Source organism: Crossiella sp. S99.2, assembly GCF_023094165.1.
Classification (GTDB): Bacteria; Actinomycetota; Actinomycetes; order Mycobacteriales; family Pseudonocardiaceae; genus Crossiella.
This window is the reverse complement of the sequence record NZ_JALMDK010000011.1, coordinates 21,139-37,057: the sequence shown is the minus strand read 5'-3', so window position 1 is coordinate 37,057 and position 15,919 is coordinate 21,139. Positions and strand designations below refer to the sequence as shown.

Annotated in this window: 14 protein-coding genes; 9 read left to right on the top strand and 5 right to left on the bottom strand. The window is 72.0% G+C overall.

Going from position 1 to position 15,919, the window contains the following annotated elements; genetic code table 11:
* The first annotated feature begins 25 nt into the window (after positions 1–25).
* The 4 genes from tatC (at position 26) to MZC64_RS34205 (ending at position 5,661) form a co-directional block, all read left to right on the top strand.
* Positions 26–1,003, top strand: a complete 978-nt coding sequence (gene tatC / locus MZC64_RS34220) for a twin-arginine translocase subunit TatC (RefSeq protein ID WP_374205816.1) — start codon at positions 26–28, stop codon at positions 1,001–1,003.
* The gene (locus MZC64_RS34215) at positions 1,000–1,884 is read left to right on the top strand and encodes a diacylglycerol kinase family protein (RefSeq protein ID WP_247763712.1); all 885 of its coding nucleotides are present in this window, start codon (positions 1,000–1,002) and stop codon (positions 1,882–1,884) included. Before tatC ends, MZC64_RS34215 begins: the two co-directional genes overlap by 4 nt.
* A gap of 98 nt (positions 1,885–1,982) precedes the next feature.
* Positions 1,983–4,769 (top strand): RNA helicase, encoded by a 2,787-nt coding sequence (locus MZC64_RS34210; RefSeq protein ID WP_247763711.1) that lies wholly within the window; start codon positions 1,983–1,985, stop codon positions 4,767–4,769.
* 136 nt (positions 4,770–4,905) lie between these two features.
* On the top strand, positions 4,906–5,661 hold the full coding sequence (locus MZC64_RS34205) for a DUF4333 domain-containing protein (RefSeq protein WP_247763710.1): 756 nt from the start codon (positions 4,906–4,908) through the stop codon (positions 5,659–5,661).
* Between the two features lie 288 nt (positions 5,662–5,949).
* Here MZC64_RS34205 and MZC64_RS34200 read toward each other — a convergent pair whose 3' ends face one another.
* The 4 genes from MZC64_RS34200 to MZC64_RS34185 are packed head-to-tail and all read right to left on the bottom strand — an operon-like array spanning position 5,950 to position 9,868.
* Entirely contained in the window at positions 5,950–6,903 is a 954-nt protein-coding gene (locus tag MZC64_RS34200; protein ID WP_247763709.1) for a helix-turn-helix domain-containing protein, read from the bottom strand.
* A gap of 16 nt (positions 6,904–6,919) precedes the next feature.
* Positions 6,920–7,888: a helix-turn-helix domain-containing protein gene (locus tag MZC64_RS34195; RefSeq protein WP_247763708.1), complete on the bottom strand. Its 969-nt coding sequence runs from the start codon at positions 7,886–7,888 to the stop codon at positions 6,920–6,922.
* A gap of 25 nt (positions 7,889–7,913) precedes the next feature.
* On the bottom strand, positions 7,914–8,879 hold the full coding sequence (locus MZC64_RS34190) for a helix-turn-helix domain-containing protein (RefSeq protein ID WP_247763707.1): 966 nt from the start codon (positions 8,877–8,879) through the stop codon (positions 7,914–7,916).
* Positions 8,880–8,902: 23 nt separating this feature from the next.
* A complete protein-coding gene (locus MZC64_RS34185) occupies positions 8,903–9,868 on the bottom strand; it encodes a helix-turn-helix domain-containing protein (RefSeq protein WP_247763706.1) in 966 nt (321 codons plus the stop codon).
* Between the two features lie 129 nt (positions 9,869–9,997).
* On the opposite strand from MZC64_RS34185, the gene MZC64_RS34180 reads away from it, so the two are divergent.
* From MZC64_RS34180 to MZC64_RS34170, 3 genes are all read left to right on the top strand, one after another.
* Positions 9,998–11,200, top strand: coding sequence for a GNAT family N-acetyltransferase (locus MZC64_RS34180; protein WP_247763705.1), 1,203 nt, complete (start codon positions 9,998–10,000; stop codon positions 11,198–11,200).
* Positions 11,201–11,242: 42 nt separating this feature from the next.
* Complete coding sequence (locus MZC64_RS34175) at positions 11,243–12,250, top strand: hypothetical protein (protein WP_247763704.1); 1,008 nt, start codon at positions 11,243–11,245, stop codon at positions 12,248–12,250.
* 123 nt (positions 12,251–12,373) lie between these two features.
* The gene (locus tag MZC64_RS34170; protein ID WP_247763703.1) at positions 12,374–13,036 is read left to right on the top strand and encodes a hypothetical protein; all 663 of its coding nucleotides are present in this window, start codon (positions 12,374–12,376) and stop codon (positions 13,034–13,036) included.
* 18 nt (positions 13,037–13,054) lie between these two features.
* On the opposite strand, the gene MZC64_RS34165 is transcribed toward MZC64_RS34170, so the two are convergent.
* Positions 13,055–14,002, bottom strand: a complete 948-nt coding sequence (locus MZC64_RS34165; RefSeq protein ID WP_247763702.1) for a 5'-3' exonuclease — start codon at positions 14,000–14,002, stop codon at positions 13,055–13,057.
* 82 nt (positions 14,003–14,084) lie between these two features.
* On the opposite strand from MZC64_RS34165, the gene MZC64_RS34160 reads away from it, so the two are divergent.
* A complete protein-coding gene (locus tag MZC64_RS34160) occupies positions 14,085–14,681 on the top strand; it encodes a helix-turn-helix domain-containing protein (RefSeq protein ID WP_247763701.1) in 597 nt (198 codons plus the stop codon).
* Positions 14,678–15,919: an MFS transporter gene (locus MZC64_RS34155; RefSeq protein ID WP_247763700.1), complete on the top strand. Its 1,242-nt coding sequence runs from the start codon at positions 14,678–14,680 to the stop codon at positions 15,917–15,919. The genes MZC64_RS34160 and MZC64_RS34155 overlap by 4 nt, the downstream gene beginning before the upstream one ends.

The window sequence follows — 15,919 nt, the reverse complement described above, 5'->3', positions numbered from 1 at the left end:
GCGCGGATCGGAGGAGACTGACGCGGTGGGGAGCGGAGAGCTCCGCCGCCGTAAAGGGCTCGGCAAGTTGTTCGGCCGTCGGGAGAAGAACCCCGACGGCACGATGACGCTCATCGAGCACCTTTACGAGCTGCGGCATCGATTGGCCGTCTCGTTGCTGGCCCTGGTGGCCGGTGCCGTGATCGCGTTCCTGTGGTGGGTCTACACGGTCGGCCCGATCCCGACCCTGGGTTCGATCGTGCTGGATCCCTACTGCGCCATCCCGGACCGGGTCTCGCTGAACGCGGGCAAGTGCCAGCTGCTGCAGACCCAACCATTCGAGGCGTTCATGGTCCGCCTCAAGGTCTCGCTGGCCGTCGGCGCGGTGCTGGCCGCCCCGGTCTGGCTCTACCAGCTGTGGTCGTTCATCACGCCGGGGCTGTACCAGAAGGAGAAGCGGTACGCGGGCACCTTCGTGAGTTGCGCCTCGGCGCTGTTCATGCTCGGCGCGGTGCTGGCCTTCTTCATCATCCCCAAGGCGTTGATCGCGCTGGTCGGCTTCGGTGGCGAGGAGTTCGCCACCGCGCTGGCCGGTAGCAACTACATCAACTTCGTGCTCGCCCTGTTGATCATCTTCGGGGTCAGTTTCGAGCTGCCGCTGCTGGTCGTCATGCTGAACTTCGCCGGCGTGCTCAGCTACGACAAGCTCCGGCGCAGCCGCCGGGGCGCGATCTTCGGGCTGTTCGTCTTCGCCGCGATCGCCACCCCCGGCACCGACCCGTTCTCCATGCTCGCCCTGGCCCTCGCACTGACCCTGCTGCACGAGCTGTCCATCCAGATCGCCCGGATCCGGGACAAGCGGGCCGCGCGCAAGCGGGGCGCCGAGGGCTGGGACTCCTGGAACGACGACGACGCCTCGCCGATCGCGCCGGACACCCAGGCGGAGGAGGTCGAACCGGTGCGGGCCAGCCCGGCGCCGGTGGTGGACAAGCCCAGGGTCCGTTACGACGACGACGCCACGTGACCCGGCTCGCGCTGCTGGTCAGCCCGGCCTCCGGGGCCTGGTCGGCGGCGCGGGTCGCCGGATCCGTCGCCGCCGCCCTCCGGCCCGCGGTCACCGAACTGCGGGCGCTGACCGCCGGTAGCGGCGAGCACCTGGCCCAGCTGGCCAAGGCCGCCGTCGCCGACGGCGCGGACGTGCTCGCCGTGCTCGGCGGGGACGGGGCCGCGCACGCCGCGGTGCAGGCCTGCGCGGGCAGCGCCACCGCGCTCGCGGTCATCCCGGCGGGCACCGGCAACGACCTGGCCACCGCACTCGGCCTGCCCGGCGGGTCAAGGGAAGCGGCCGCGGCAGTGGTCAGCGCCTTGCGCGCGGGCGCTCGGCGGCGGCTGGACCTGGGGCGGATCGCCGGCGGCGGCTACTTCGCCACCGTGCTCTGCGCCGGGTTCGACTCCGCGGTCAACGAGCGCACCAACCGGATGCGCTGGCCGGCCGGACCCCGCCGCTACGACCTGGCCATCCTGGCCGAACTGGCCAACCTGCGACCGCGGCAACTGCTGCTGGAGACGGTGTCCGGCCGGGTCGAGGTCGAGGCCACGCTGGTCGCGGTCGGCAACACCACCAGCTACGGCGGCGGCATCCCGATCTGCCCGGCGGCCGATCCCACCGACGGCGAACTGGACGTGACCGTGGTCGGCGCGGCCAGCCGTCGCCTGCTGCTGCGCATCCTGCCCACGCTGCGCACCGGCGGGCACGTGGACCACCCGGTGGTCCGCACCTTCCGGGCCCGCAAGGTGCAGCTGGGCGGGGACAACGGCTGGGTGGCCTACGCCGACGGGGAACGCCAGGCCCGGCTGCCGGTGACGGTGCGCGCGGTGCCCGGAGCACTGACCGTGGTGGCCTAAGGCCGGTGATCGGTGCCGTTGGCACGCCGTCCCGGCTTCCGCCAGGTGATCGACCAGGTCATGCGGTGATTGTCGGGCACGTGTGAAAGCCTTGACTGGTGGCAGCAAGCCCTTCTTCCGACTCAGGCAGGTCTCCAGCGGAGGCCTTCGCCGCAGCCCGTACCCGGTCGACCTATCCGAAGTTGACCGATTTCATCGCGGGACTGTCCTTCGAACTGGACCCCTTCCAGCGCCGCTCCTGTGAGGCGCTGGAAGACGGGCACGGCGTGCTCGTGTGCGCGCCCACCGGCGCTGGCAAGACCATCGTCGGCGAGTTCGCCGTGCACCTGGCCCTCGCCGAGGGCAAGAAGTGCTTCTACACCACCCCGATCAAGGCGCTGTCCAACCAGAAGCACGCCGACCTCGCCGCCCGGTACGGGCCGAAACAGGTCGGGCTGCTCACCGGGGACACCTCGATCAACGGGGACGCGCCGGTGGTGATCATGACCACCGAGGTGTTGCGCAACATGATCTACGCCGGGTCCCGGGCGCTGGACAACCTCGGCTACGTGGTCATGGACGAGGTGCACTACCTCGCCGACCGCTTCCGCGGCGCGGTGTGGGAGGAAGTGATCCTGCACCTGCCCGAACAGGTGCGGGTGGCCGGACTGTCCGCCACGGTCAGCAACGCCGAGGAGTTCGGCGAATGGCTGGTCGAGGTGCGCGGGGACACCACCGTGGTGGTCGACGAGCACCGGCCGGTGCCGCTGTGGCAGCACATGCAGGTCGGCAGCCGGGTGCTGGACCTCTTCGCCGAGGACTCCAGGGAAGGGCACATCCGGATCAACCCGGAACTGAGCCGGGCCACCCAGGAAATGGAACGCAGGCACCTGCCCTGGGGCCGGGCCCGGCCGGACCGGCGCGGCGGCAGCGGACCGCGAGCAGGCACCTTCCGGCCGCCCTCGCGCAACGACGTGGTGCGCCAGCTCGACTCGCAGGGCCTGCTGCCCGCGATCGTGTTCATCTTCAGCCGCAACGGCTGTGACGCGGCGATGAACCAGTGCGTGCGCTCCGGGCTGCGGCTGACCACCGAGGCCGAGACGGCCGAGATCCGCGCCATCATCGCGGCCAAGACCGGCGGCCTGCCCGAACCCGACTTGGCCGTGCTCGGCTACTGGGAATGGCGGGAGGCCCTGGAACGCGGCATCGCCAGCCACCACGCCGGCCTGCTGCCCGCGTTCAAGGAGACCGTGGAGGAACTCTTCGTCCGCGGCCTGGTCCGGGTCGTCTTCGCCACCGAGACCCTCGCGCTGGGCATCAACATGCCCGCGCGCACCGTGGTGCTGGAGAAACTGGTCAAGTACAACGGTGAGGCGCACGTCGACCTCACCCCCGGCGAGTACACCCAGCTCACCGGGCGGGCCGGGCGGCGCGGCATCGACATCGAGGGCCACGCCGTGGTGGTGTGGCAGCCCGGCATGGACCCCAGGGCGGTCGGCGGCCTGGCCTCCACCCGCACCTACCCGCTGCGCTCCTCCTTCAAGCCCGGCTACAACATGGCCGTCAACCTGGTGCACCGGGTCGGCGCCGCGGCAGCCCGCGAACTGCTCGAACAGTCCTTCGCCCAGTTCCAGGCCGACCGCTCGGTGGTCGGGCTGTCCCGGCGGATCGAGCGCAACAAGGAAGGGCTCGCCGGGTACGAGCAGTCCATGACCTGCCACCTCGGCGACTTCAGCGACTACGCCAACCTGCGCAAACGCATCTCCGAACGGGAGAAGACGCTAGCCAGGCAGAGCAGCACGGTGCGGCGCTCGGAAGCCGCGGCCTCGTTGGAGAAACTGCGCAAGGGCGATGTCATCGCGGTGCCCTCCGGGCGGCGCAGCGGCCTCGCGCTGGTCATCGACCCCGGCCTGGACCCCAACGACGACCCGCGCCCGCTGGTGGTCACCGAGGACCGGTGGGCCGGACGCCTGTCCGTGCACGACTTCCCGTCCGAGGTGGTGCCGCTGGGCTGGGTCCGGCTGCCCAAACAGGTCGACGTCCGCTCCCCGCGCAGCCGCCGGGACCTGGCCGCCACCCTGCGCAACACCGGCATCCAGCCACCCGGCCGTAACCGGCGCCGCTCCTCCGGCGGCGCGGTCGAGGACGCCGAACTCGCCTCGCTGCGCCGGGCGTTGCGCGCGCATCCCTGCCACGCCTGCGAGGACCGGGAACAGCACGCCCGCTGGGGCGAGCGCTACCACCGGCTGCTCGCCGAGACCGAGAAGCTGGAACGCCAGGTCGCGGCCACCACGCACTCCCTGGCCCGCGCCTTCGACCGGATCCGGGCCCTGCTGCGCGACCGCGGTTACCTGCGTGGACCGGAAACCGAGGACGAGGTCGGCGAGATCGTCACCGAGCACGGGCGCAGGCTGGCCCGGCTCTACGGCGAATCCGACCTGCTGGCCGCGGAATGCCTGCGCACCGAAGCCTGGCGGGACCTGGACCCGGCCGAGTTGGCCGCGGTGGTCTCCGCGCTGGTCTTCGAGTCCCGCCGGGACGCCCCCACCCAGCCCCGGCTGCCCGGCGGCGGCGTGGCCGAAGCGCTGGACAACACCATGCGCGTCTGGGCCGAACTGGAGGACGACGAGGGCAAGCATCGCCTGGACCGCACCAGGGAACCCGACGCCGGATTCGCCTGGCCGGTCTACCGATGGTCCCGCGGGGAGTCTCTGGAGAAGGTGCTCAGCGCGGCCGAGGCCAACGGGCAGGAGCTGTCCGCCGGTGACTTCGTGCGCTGGTGCCGCCAGGTCGTCGACCTGTTGGAGCAGCTCAGAGATGTGCTCGGCGGGCAGGATCCGGTCGGCGCGACCGCGATCAAGGCGGCCGCCGCACTGCGCCGCGGCGTGGTCGCGATGGTCACGTGAGCCGCGTCCGGACCGAGGGTAGCCACCTCTTGCCGCAACTTGGCCGGTCGGCCGGGTACGGCGGGCCGCGCTGTGGTTTGATCGCTCGCAGCGTGTGCGTGACCAGGCACGACAACCACGAACTCGGAGGCGCAGGATGACCAGCCCGTATGGCCCGCCCGGGGAGAACAACCCGCAGCAATGGGGCCAGCAGCCGTACGGCTCGGGTTATGGCCAGGGCACGCCCTCCGGTGGTTTCCCGGCCGCGGGCCAGCCCCCCGGCCAGCAGCCCCAGCCCGGCCAGCCCGGCTACGGGCAGCAGCCCGGCCAGCCTGGCCAGTACGGCCAGCCCCAGCAGCAGCCGGGGCAGTTCGGCCAGCCGCAGCCGGGGTACGGCCAGCAGCCAGGCCAGCAGCCCGGCCAGCCCGGTCAGTACGGCCAGCCGCAGCCGGGTCAGCAGCAGCCCGGTCAGCAGCCGACCGGACCCTACGGCCAGCCGACGCAGGGTTTCCCCGGCCAGCCCGGCCCCTACGGTCAGCCCCAGCAGGGCTTCGGTGAGCAGCCCGGCTACGGCCAGCCGCCGAGTGGGCCGAAGAAGAAGTCCGCGCTGCCGCTGATCCTCGGCGGGCTCGCGGTGCTGCTGGTGGCCGCGGTCGCCGTGCTCGGCTTCGTCTGGCCCGGCTGGTTCCTGAAGAAGGTCTTCGACGAGAACGCCGTGCAGGAGGGCGTGAAGAAGATCCTGGTCGAGAAGTACAACGTGCAGAAGGTGGAGAACGCCACCTGCCCGTCCGGCCAGGCCGTGACCCAGGGCTCGACCTTCGACTGCAAGGTCAAGATCGACGGCAAGGACAAGACGGTCACCGTCACGGTCAAGAACAGCAACGCCGTCTACGAGGTCAGCCTGCCGAAGTAGCGATGGACCGGTGCGCCGACCCCGAGCCCGCCCGGCGTGCGGGGTCGGCGCGGGCCAGGTGGCAGCCCTGACCCGGCCCCACCGGTGCGCGACCACTGGGAGTGCGCGCCGGCGAGTTGGAGGGACCAGCCTGGCGGCGGCCCCCAGGAACGCCGCCAGTGCTGGCCGAGCGGTCCGGATCCGTCCTCCCCGGGGAACCCGGTGACCGCCTGGAAAGAATCTTGGCCGAACCGGGCCGGGGAGTCGTTGACTCCGGACGCACCGCCATTGACGGTGCGGGCACAAGATCTAGGACGGCTGGGCGCCGGTCTGGACGAGCCTGCGGTACTCACCCGGCGGCAGCCCGAACGCCGACCGGAACGCGCGGCTGAAGTGCGCGCTGTCGGTGAAACCCCAGCGCCGGGCCACCGCGTGCACCGGCCGCTCACGCAGCGCCGGGTTGGCCAGGTCGCGGCGGCAGTTCTCCAGTCGCCGTTCGCGGATCCAGCCCGCCACGGTCTGGCCTTCCTGCTGGAAGAGCCGGTGCAGGTAGCGCACGGAGATGTGGTGCGCGGCGGCGATCGCGGCCGGGTCCAGCTCCGGATCGGCCAGATTGGCGCGGATGAACGCGCGCACCGTGGTGATCAGCGCCGCCGGGGTGGCCGCCGGCGCGGCCGAGTCGCCGCGCACCCGCGCGCTGAGCACGCCGAGCAGGTCCAGGGTGACCGCGGTGAGCCTGCTCGCCTCCTCCGGCTGGTTGCCCGGCAGCGCCGCCAGCTCCCGCAGACAGCCCGCGACCAGCGCGCCGATGCCCGCACGGCCGGAGAACGGCATCGACACCAGCGACTCCAGCCCCGCGGGGTTCAGCTCGCGCGGGAACTGCAGGAACTCCGTCTTCGAGGAGGTCACGGTGCAGCGAAACGGCGCCGAGCTGTGGTAGATCAGCAGGTCGCCCGCGCTCAGCCCGGCCTGGCGGCCGTCCTGCTCGAACCGGGAGCTGCCCTCGGCGAGCAGCGTCAGGTGCCAGCGTTCCGGGTCCGAGCGGCGGACCTGGGCGGCGCTGCGATCCACCCGCACCGGCTGCAGCTCCTCGGTGGTCATCAGCATGCCGCCGAGGTCGACCAGCCTGCCCACGCTGCGGAAGTCGGTGGTGTCCGGCACCTCGACGGTGATCTCCCCCCAGCCCAGGGTGGCCAGGTAGTACCAGTAGTCGAACCGGTCCTTGGCCGGCAGGTCCATGGTGCGAACCCAGGTCTCGGTCATCGTGCGGCACCCCCTGTCAGTTCAGCGCCCGCCGGACCTGGGCCGGCACGTGGGCGAGCTTGCGGTACTCGCCCGGCGGCAGGCCGAAAGCGGTGCGGAAGACGCGGTTGAAGTGCGCGCTGTCGGTGAAACCCCAGCGCCGGGCCACCGCGTGCACCGGCCGTTCGCGCAGGGCCGGATCGCCGAGGTCCCGGCGGCAGTTCTCCAGCCTGCGGTCCCGGATCCAGCCTGCCACGGTCTGGCCCTCCTGCTGGAAAAGCCGGTGCAGGTAGCGCACGGAGATGTGGTGCGCCGCGGCCACGGTCGCCGGGCCCAGGTCCGGATCGCCGAGGTGCTGCCGGATGAACGCCCGCACCTGGCCGAGCAGCGCCGCCGGGGTGGTGGTCGCCGGACGTTCGGTGCCCAGTTCCCGGTGGCAGAGCGCGGCGAGCAGGTCCAGGGTGATCCCGGTCAGCCGGACCGCCTCCTCATCGCGGTCGGCATCCAGCGCGGCCAGCTCACGCAGCCCGCCCGCGACCAGCGCGCCCAGGCCCTCGCGGCCGGACAGCTTGGTCGCCAGCAGGCCGAGGGCCACCGGGGGCAGCAGCGAGCGCGGGAAGTGCAGCATGCGGGAGCGTCCGCTGGTCACCGCCGAGGTGGAGGAGGCCGACATGCTGTGGTGGATGATCAGCTCGCCCGCGGTCAGCGTGCTCTGCCTGCCGTCCTGATCGCAGCTGACCAGACCGTCCTCGACCAGGGTCAGGTAGCAGCGCTCCTGGCCCTGGCGACGCGCCTGGGCCTCGGTGCAGACCAGGGAGAAGCCCGACTTGGCGTCGGTCACGATGCCCGTCGCGCCCAGGTCCAGGGCCCGGCCCTCGGCGTGGAACGGGCCCGCGCTGAGGTTGTCGATGGTCACCTGGCCGCACAGCCCGGTGGCCAGCGCGCGCCAGTAGTCAAAGCGGTCCGCCACCGGCACGTCGGCGGTCCGGTACCAGGTCTCGATCATCGTTGCACCCTCGGTGGTGGTCAGGTCACAGGACTCGCTGGTCCGGCCGCGGTGCCAGGAACAGCTTGCGGTACTCGCCTGGCGGCAGGCTGAACGCGGCGCGGAAGACACGGGTGAAGTGCGCGCTGTCGGTGAAACCCCAGCGGCGGGCCACCGCGTGCACCGGCCGTTCGCGCAGGGCCGGGTCGGTCAGGTCGCGGCGGCAGTGCTCCAGCCGCTGGCCCCGGATCCAGCTTGCCACGGTCTGGTTCTGCTGCTGGAAGAGCCGGTGCAGGTAGCGCACGGAGATGTGGTGCGCGGCGGCGAGGGTGGCCGGGCCCAGCTCCGGATCGCCGAGGTGCTTGCGCGCGAAGGCGCGCACCTGGTGCAGCAGCGCCGCCGGGGTGGTGGCGGCTGGGCTTTCGGTGCCGAGTTCCCGGTGGCACAGCGCGCCGAGCAGGTCCAGGGTGATCCGGGTCAGCCGGGATCCTTCCTCGTCCCGGTCGGCGCCGAGCAGGACCAGTTCGCGCAGGGCGCCCGCGACCAGTCCGCCCAGCCCGTCGCGCCCGGAGAGGACGACCCCCAGCAGCTCGTCGGCCACCGGCGGCAGCAGGGCGCGCGGGAAGTGCAGCAGGATGGACCGGCGCGTGGTGCCACCGAAGGTGACTGACGGGCTCCTGGTGTGGTGCACGATCAGGTCGCTGGGGCGGCGCACCCCGGACCGGCCGTCCTGCTCGAAGCCGACCGCGCCGTCCTCAAGCAGGATCAGGTAGCAGCGGTCCGGGTCCTCGCGGCGCACGTGCGTGGCGGTGCGCACCAGGGAGTACGGCGAGTGGTGTTCCAGCACCACGCCGACCGAGCCGATGTCCAGGGCACGGACCTCGGAGTGGAAGTCGCCGGGGCCCAGCCGTTGGATGATGGACTCGCCGCACAGGCCCGCGGCCAGCTCCCGCCAGTAGTCGAAGCGTTCGGCTGCCGGCACGTCGGTGGTCCGGAACCAGGTCTCGATCATCGTGCTGCACCCCCCGGTGGTGATCAGGTCAGGATTCGCTGGCCCTGCCGCGGCACTTGGGCCAGCTTGCGGTACTCGCCCGGCGGCAGGCTGAACGCGGCGCGGAAGACGCGGGTGAAGTGGGCGCTGTCGGTGAAGCCCCAGCGGCGGCCCACCGCGTGCACCGGACGGTCGCGCAGCGCCGGGTTGGCCAGGTCGCGGCGGCAGTTCTCCAGTCGCCGGTCGCGGATCCAGCCCGCCACGGTCTGGCCCTCCTGCTGGAAGAGCCGCTGCAGATAGCGCACGGAGATGTGGTGCGCGGCGGCGATCATCGCCCGGTCCAGCGCCGGATCGGCCAGGTGCTGCTGGATGAAGGCGCGCACCTGGCCGAGCAGCACCGCCGGGGTGGTGTTGGCCGGGCGCAGCGTGCCCAGTTCGCGGTGGCAGAGCGCGGCGAGCAGGTCCAGGGTGATCGGGGCCAGCAGTGCCGCTTCCTCGTCGCGGTCGGCGTCCAGCCAGGCCAGCTCGCGCAGGCTGCCCGCGACCAGCGCGCCGAGCCCGGTCCGGGCGGACAGCGCGGTCATCACCAACGCCTCAGCGCCGGTGGGCAGCAGGGCGCGGGGGAACCAGAAGCCGAGAGTGGCCGCCGGATTCGAGGCGCCGGCCAGGGGCGCTGAGGTGTGGTAGAAGAACAGGTCACCCGGGGTGAAGCTGGTCTGCCGCTCGCCTTGGGCGAAGTCGAAATCGCCGCGTTCGAGCAGAGTCAGCACCGCGAACTCGGGATCGTCGCGGCGCACATGGGTGGAGGTGCGCCGCATCGAGAAGCCGGGCAGATCGTTCACGCTCGCCGCCATGCCGCCGAGTTCCAGGGTGCGTGAGACCGCGTGGAAGTCGCCATCGGTCGCGGTGTCGAGGTCCGCCGCACCCCATAATCCGGCGGCCGCCTCGTGCCAGTAGTCGGACCGGTCTGCCTCGTCCACGTCCGTGGACCGGAACCAGTACTCGATCATGCTTTCCCCACCCAAGCTTGTCGACTGGACCCCGAGGTAATCATGCCGGGGCCGCACCGGGGAGTGAATGGCCTTCTCCTGCCGGTTAATCCGTTCGTCAGAGCGCTCCCGGCCAGGCACGATGCGCTGGTGACCGATCACGAGGTACAGGTGCTCGACGAGGCCGAGGTGCGCGCCGCGCACACCCTCTTCCGCGCCGCCATGCACCACCCGCCCGCCGGCGACGAGCAGTGGGCACACTCCCGGCGCGCCTACGTGCCGGGCCGCACACTCGGGGTGCGCAGCGGTGGGTTGCTGGTGGGCACCACGACCTCGTTCCCGGCGCCGCTGACCGTGCCCGGCCGGGCCGCGGTGCCGCACGCCGGGGTCACCAGGGTCGGCGTGCGCGCCGATCACACCCGGCGCGGCGTGGTCACCGAACTGATGCGCGCCCAGCTGCGGGACCTGGCCGAGCGCGGCGAGGTGCTGGCCAGCCTGCGCGCCAGCGAGGCCGCCATTTACGGGCGCTTCGGCTACGGCGTGGCCAGCCGCGGCAGGCTGGTCTCGGTCGACCGGGCGCGGGCCCGGCTGCACCCCGGCGCCCCGGTGACCGGGGAGGTGCGATTGCTCGCGCCCGAAGAGCTGGACACGGTGGTGCCGGAGATCTACGCCCGGCTCGACCCGTCCCGCCCCGGCTGGCAGGAACGCTCGGCGCACTACTGGGCCCTTGCCCTGGCCCGGCATCGCGCCGGGGACGAACACCTGGTCGCCGCCGTGCACACCGGACCGGCCGGACCGGACGGGTACGTGCTCTACACCTTCGTCCGGGAGGAACACGGCCGCGCACTGGAGATCCGCGACCTGCACCCGGCCACCCCGGGCGCGCAGGCCGGGCTGTGGCGCTTCCTGCTCGGCGTGGACCTGGTCAGCCGCATCACCACCGACGACCCGCTGCCCCTGGACCTGCCCCTGGAACTGCTGCTGACCGACCGGGACGCGGTGCGCACCACCGCCGTGCAGGACGAGATCTGGCTCCGGCTGGTCGACGTGCCGCAGGCCCTGGCGGCGCGGAGTTACGGCGCGGCGGAACCGGTGGTGCTGTCCGTGCGGGACCGGTTCCTGCCTGCCAACACCGGCCACTACCTGATCGGCCCGGACGGTACGAGCCGCACCGAGGCCGCGGCGGACCTGGAACTCGACGTCGACGCGCTCGCCGCGCTGTACCTGGGCGGCACCCGGCCGGGCGAACTGGCCGAGGCCGGACGGCTCACCGTGACCTCGCCCCTGGCCCTGGCCGAGGCGGACCGGCTCTTCGGCACCGGCAGGCCGCCTTGGTCGGGCACGTTCTTCTGAGGTGTCTCGCTGGGACAGGAGTGATCGGGATACTGTGACCTAATGGGGTTGTTCGGTTGGGGGAAGAGGTCGGCCGCCCGTAAGGAAGCGGCCCTGCCGAAGCCGGTGATGATCCAGCACCGCACCTACGACGACCCGGTGCTCGACGCCGCGGTGGCCGAGGTGAGCGAAGGCAGTCTGCAAGCGGGCCTGACCGTGCTGGCCGAATGCCGTGAGGACCCCGAGACCCGCACCCTGCGCGCGGCCGTGCTGGGCAAAACCGCGATCGGCCACAGCGACGAGCTGACCGCCATCGCCGAACAGGCCGAGGATCCCGACCTGTGGCTGCTGGTCGGCGAGGCCCGGATCCAGGAGGCGTGGGCGATCCGCGGTTCCGGCAGCGGCGCCAGCGTCGGCGCGGACCGCGCCAAACTGTTCCACAGCACCCTGCGCCGCGCGGTGGAACCCTTGCACCGCAGCGCCAAACTCCTGCCCAAGGACGCCGTGCCGTGGGTCAGCCTGATGCCGGTGGCCCGCGGCCTCAACGTCGACCGCGAACAACACGACGACCTCTGGCGCAAGATCATCGACCGCGCCCCGATGCTGTATCCCGCGCACTGGCAGCGATTGCAGTACCTGGCCGCGAAATGGGGCGGCTCCGAGGAGGAGATGCTCGCCTTCGCACACGGCTGCGTGGACAAGTCCCCACCCGGCAACCCCCTGGTCGCGATGCTGCCCCTGGCCCACTTCGAGACCTACCTGCCGCGCTTCCGCAAACTCCTGGAGGAACGCAGCCCGCTCAAGATCGCCACCTTGCAGGTCCGGCACTTCGCGAAGGTGGCCGAGGACCTGGCCGAGGCGGCGGACCGGTGGCAGACCGGACCCCAGCCGCACGTGCGCGACCACGAGGCGCACAACCTGTTCGCGGCCGCGTTCTGCATGGCCATGGACAAGGAACGGGCGAAGATCCACCTGGCCGGGATGGGGGACCGGCTGCACGGGATCCCGTGGGCCTATCTGGGGGCGGATGTGCTGGACGAGTACCACCAGCGCTCAGCCAAGTACCGCTGAGGCGGCGAGTTGGCCCAACTGGTACGCCGGGTTGGCACAAGTGGGCGTGCGAGTTGGGCCAAGTCGTACGGGCGAGATCGTGGTGGCCGTCGAGATGTCGGGGGCGCGTGCTCTCATGGACCCGTGACTGCTCTGGATCTTGTGCGGGAGTTGCCCGACATCGAGGTGCTGCGGGCCCGGTGCCGGGCCCTGGCCGCCCTGGAGATCGTGCTCAACGACGAGTCCGCCACCCGCTACTTCGGCTACGACCCCGCCTGGACCCCGGAACGGGAACTCGCCTGGATGGCCAACGGTTCCGGCGATGAGTACTCGATCGTGTTCCAGGAAGCCGGGGTGTTCATCCGGGGGTTCGACCACGAGTCCGCGATGAGTCCGTGCCTCAACGACGACGGCGAACTCTGGCCGGGCCTGGTCGACGATCTGCCCACCGACTTCCACGACCTGGTCGAGGAGCCGGCGTTCAGTGTGGACGATGTGCTGGCCGCGACCGTCGTCGTGTGGCGGCGGTGGAACGGGACCCGCTGGCAGACCGGAGAGCTGGTGTTCCCGGCGGGGGACGATCCGGACGGGGCGCGCTGGTTGTTCCAGGTTGTCGCGACTGACGGGCCCAATGGGTACCACGAGTTCGCGCAGGACTACTACCAGCGGAAACTGGACTACCGCGCGGTGCGCGAGGTGTGGCTGGGCGCGCCGGTCACCGAGGCGCTGACCCGGCGGCTGGCGCCCGAGGCGGACTGGACGCGGGTGCGGGAGGAGGTGGCCGCCCTGGGTTACCCGCTCGGGTGAGGCCGAGCGGGCACCGGGTCAGGCGGCGTTGGCCTTGAGGGCCTTGAGCAGGCGGTCCAGGGAGCGGTCGATGCCCCAGCGGCGGCCCAGCGCGGCGAAGCGGGCCGGGTCGGCGGGGGTGGCGGGCAGGGCGTCCTCGCGGTACATCCGGACCGGGGCGTCCACCGCCACGTTGACCACCTTGGGCGCCACCGCCAGATAGTCCGCGGCGGCGGTCAGGCTGGTGCGGGCGCGGGCGGTCAGCACCCGGTCCATCGGGTCGCCCACCGCCGCGATCAGCGCGTCCAGGGAACCGAACTGGGTGATCAGCTTGGCCGCGGTCTTCTCGCCGATGCCCGCCACGCCGGGCAGGCCGTCGCTGGGGTCGCCGCGCAGCACCGCCATGGCCGCGTAGGCCGCGCCCGCTTCTTTCTCCGGCAGCGCGTACTTGGCGGCCAGTTCCAGGGGGCCGAAGGTCTCCGCCTTGGCGATGCCCTTGCCCACGTAGACCACCCGCACCGGCACCGGCTCGTCGCGCACCAGCTGGAACAGGTCGCGGTCGCCGGTGACCACCTCGACCGGGTCCTTGGACTCGGCGAAGGCCAGCGCGCCGATCACGTCGTCGGCCTCGTAACCGTCGGCCTCCGCGGTGGCGATGCCCGCCGCGTCCAGCACGTCCAGGATCACCGGGACCTGCGGGGACAGCGTGTCCGGCACTTCTTCTTCGCTGCCGTCGGAACCTTCGGCGACCCGGTGCGCCTTGTAGGAGGGCAGCGCCTCGACCCGGAAGGCCGGCCGCCAGTCCGCGTCCAGGCAGGCCACCAGCCGGCCGGGCCGACGGTCGCCGATCAGCCGGGCGACCATGTCGGTGAAGCCGCGCACGGCGTTGACCGGGGTGCCGTCGGGGGCGGTCATCGACTCCGGCACGGCGTAGAAGGCCCGGAACCACAGGCTGGCCGCGTCGATCAGCACGAGGGGAGCGTTCACCCCGCACAGCCTGCCACGACCCACCGACAGAAATCGCCAAGAACCCTTTGCAAAGGATCCTTGGCGATTGTACGGTCGGCGGGTGAGCGAGGACGAACGCCCCCAGGAACGGGCCATCGAGCTGAACGCGCGCACCCTGCGCGGCCTGGCGCACCCGCTGCGCCTGGAGATCCTGGGCCTGCTGCGCGCCGACGGCCCGGCCACCGCCTCCGGCCTGGCCGGACGGCTCGGCGAGAGTTCCGGCACCACCAGCTGGCACCTGCGCCAGCTCGCCGAGTACGGCTTCATCGAGGAGGACCCGGACCGCGGCAACAAGCGGGACCGCTGGTGGCGGGCCCGGCACCAGTACACCGACTTCGAGTTCGGCGACTTCCTCAGCGACCCGGCCCACCGCGGCGCGATGGGCGCCTTCCTGCAGGAGATCGTCGACATCTACCACCGCAAGGCCACCGAGTTCGTGACCGGCGCCGCGGGCTGGCCGCGGGAGTGGATCGACGCGGCCGGCATGTCCGACCGGCTGCTGTGGCTGACCGCCGACGAACTCACCGCGCTCAACGGCGAGCTGGAACAGGTCCTGGACCGCTACGAGCGACCGCGCCGCGCGGGCGACACCTCCGTGGTCACCCAGTGGCAGTCCTTCCCGCGCAAAGGCCGGGAAGCCAAGGGGGAGAAGACATGAGCGTCCAGGAACTGACACCCGTACGCCGCCGCCTGCCCCTCGCCGCGTTGTTCGCGGCCAACGGGATCTCGGTGTGCGGCACCATGATGACCTTCCTGGCCATCCCCTGGTTCGTGCTGGAGACCACCGGCAGCTCGGCGCAGACCGGCCTGGTCGCCGCGGTCGAACTGATCGCGGTGGTGGCCTCCTCAGCACTCGGCGGTCCGATGGTGGCCCGCTTCGGCGTGCGCGGGGCCAGCGTGCTCTCCGACCTGCTCGCCGCCCTCTCCGTGCTGGCCATCCCGGTGCTGCACCTCACCGTCGGACTGGCGCTGTGGCAGCTGGTGCTGCTGGTCGCGGTGCTCGGACTCAGCCGCGCGCCGGGGGAGACCGCCCGCGCCTCGGCAGTGCCCAACCTCGCCGCACTCGGCGGCACCCCACTGGAACGCGCGGCCAGCGCCGCCGACGGGGCCTCCCGGGCGGCCAAGATGGTCGGGCCACTGCTGGCCGGGGTGCTGATCGCGGTCACCGGCGCGGCCGAGGTGCTCTTCGTGGACGCGGCCACCTTCGCCGTCTCCGCGCTGCTGATCGGCCTGTTCCTGCCCGGCGACCGCACCGGCGACACCCAGCCTGCCCGCGGCGCGCGGGCCTACCTGGCCGATCTGCGGGCCGGCATCGGCTACCTGCGCCGGGACCGGCTGATCGGCGCGATCACGCTGATGCTGATGGCCACCAACATGATGGACGCCGCCGTCCTCTCGGTGCTGTTACCCCGCTACGCCAAGGACGTGCTGGGCAGCAGCGTCGCGCTCGGCGTGATCACCGGCGTGTTCGGCGGGGCCGCGCTGCTGGGCACCCTGCTCTACGGCTGGCTCGGGCCGCGGCTGCCGCGCTGGCCGGTCTACACCGTGGCCTTCCTGGCAGTCGGCGCGCCCAAACAACTCCTGCTGCTGGCCGAACCGGGGCTGTTCGCGCTGGTCGCGGGCATGGCGCTGATCGGCCTGCTGTGCGGGGCGATCAACCCGATCCTGTCCGTGGTCGAGTACGAGCGCATCCCCGAGGAACAGCGGCCGGTCGTCTTCGGTGTGACCGCGGCGGGCTGCGCGGCCGGCATGCCGGTGGGCACCGTGCTCGCCGGACTGTCCGTGGATGGCCTCGGGCTGACCACCACCATGTGGCTGGCAGGCGGGCTCTACCTGGCGGCCACGCTGTGCCCGCTGGTATTTCGGGTGTGGCGGCAGATGGACCGCATAAAGTAG

What these genes read in the sequence shown, in the direction of transcription:
- MZC64_RS34205 (WP_247763710.1), top strand. Translation starts at nt 4,906, where the DNA reads ATGACCAGCCCGTATGGCCCGCCCGGGGAGAACAACCCGCAGCAATGG.
- MZC64_RS34200 (WP_247763709.1), bottom strand. Translation starts at nt 6,903, where the DNA reads ATGACCGAGACCTGGGTTCGCACCATGGACCTGCCGGCCAAGGACCGG.
- MZC64_RS34195 (WP_247763708.1), bottom strand. Translation starts at nt 7,888, where the DNA reads ATGATCGAGACCTGGTACCGGACCGCCGACGTGCCGGTGGCGGACCGC.
- MZC64_RS34190 (WP_247763707.1), bottom strand. Translation starts at nt 8,879, where the DNA reads ATGATCGAGACCTGGTTCCGGACCACCGACGTGCCGGCAGCCGAACGC.
- MZC64_RS34185 (WP_247763706.1), bottom strand. Translation starts at nt 9,868, where the DNA reads ATGATCGAGTACTGGTTCCGGTCCACGGACGTGGACGAGGCAGACCGG.
- MZC64_RS34175 (WP_247763704.1), top strand. Translation starts at nt 11,243, where the DNA reads ATGGGGTTGTTCGGTTGGGGGAAGAGGTCGGCCGCCCGTAAGGAAGCG.
- MZC64_RS34155 (WP_247763700.1), top strand. Translation starts at nt 14,678, where the DNA reads ATGAGCGTCCAGGAACTGACACCCGTACGCCGCCGCCTGCCCCTCGCC.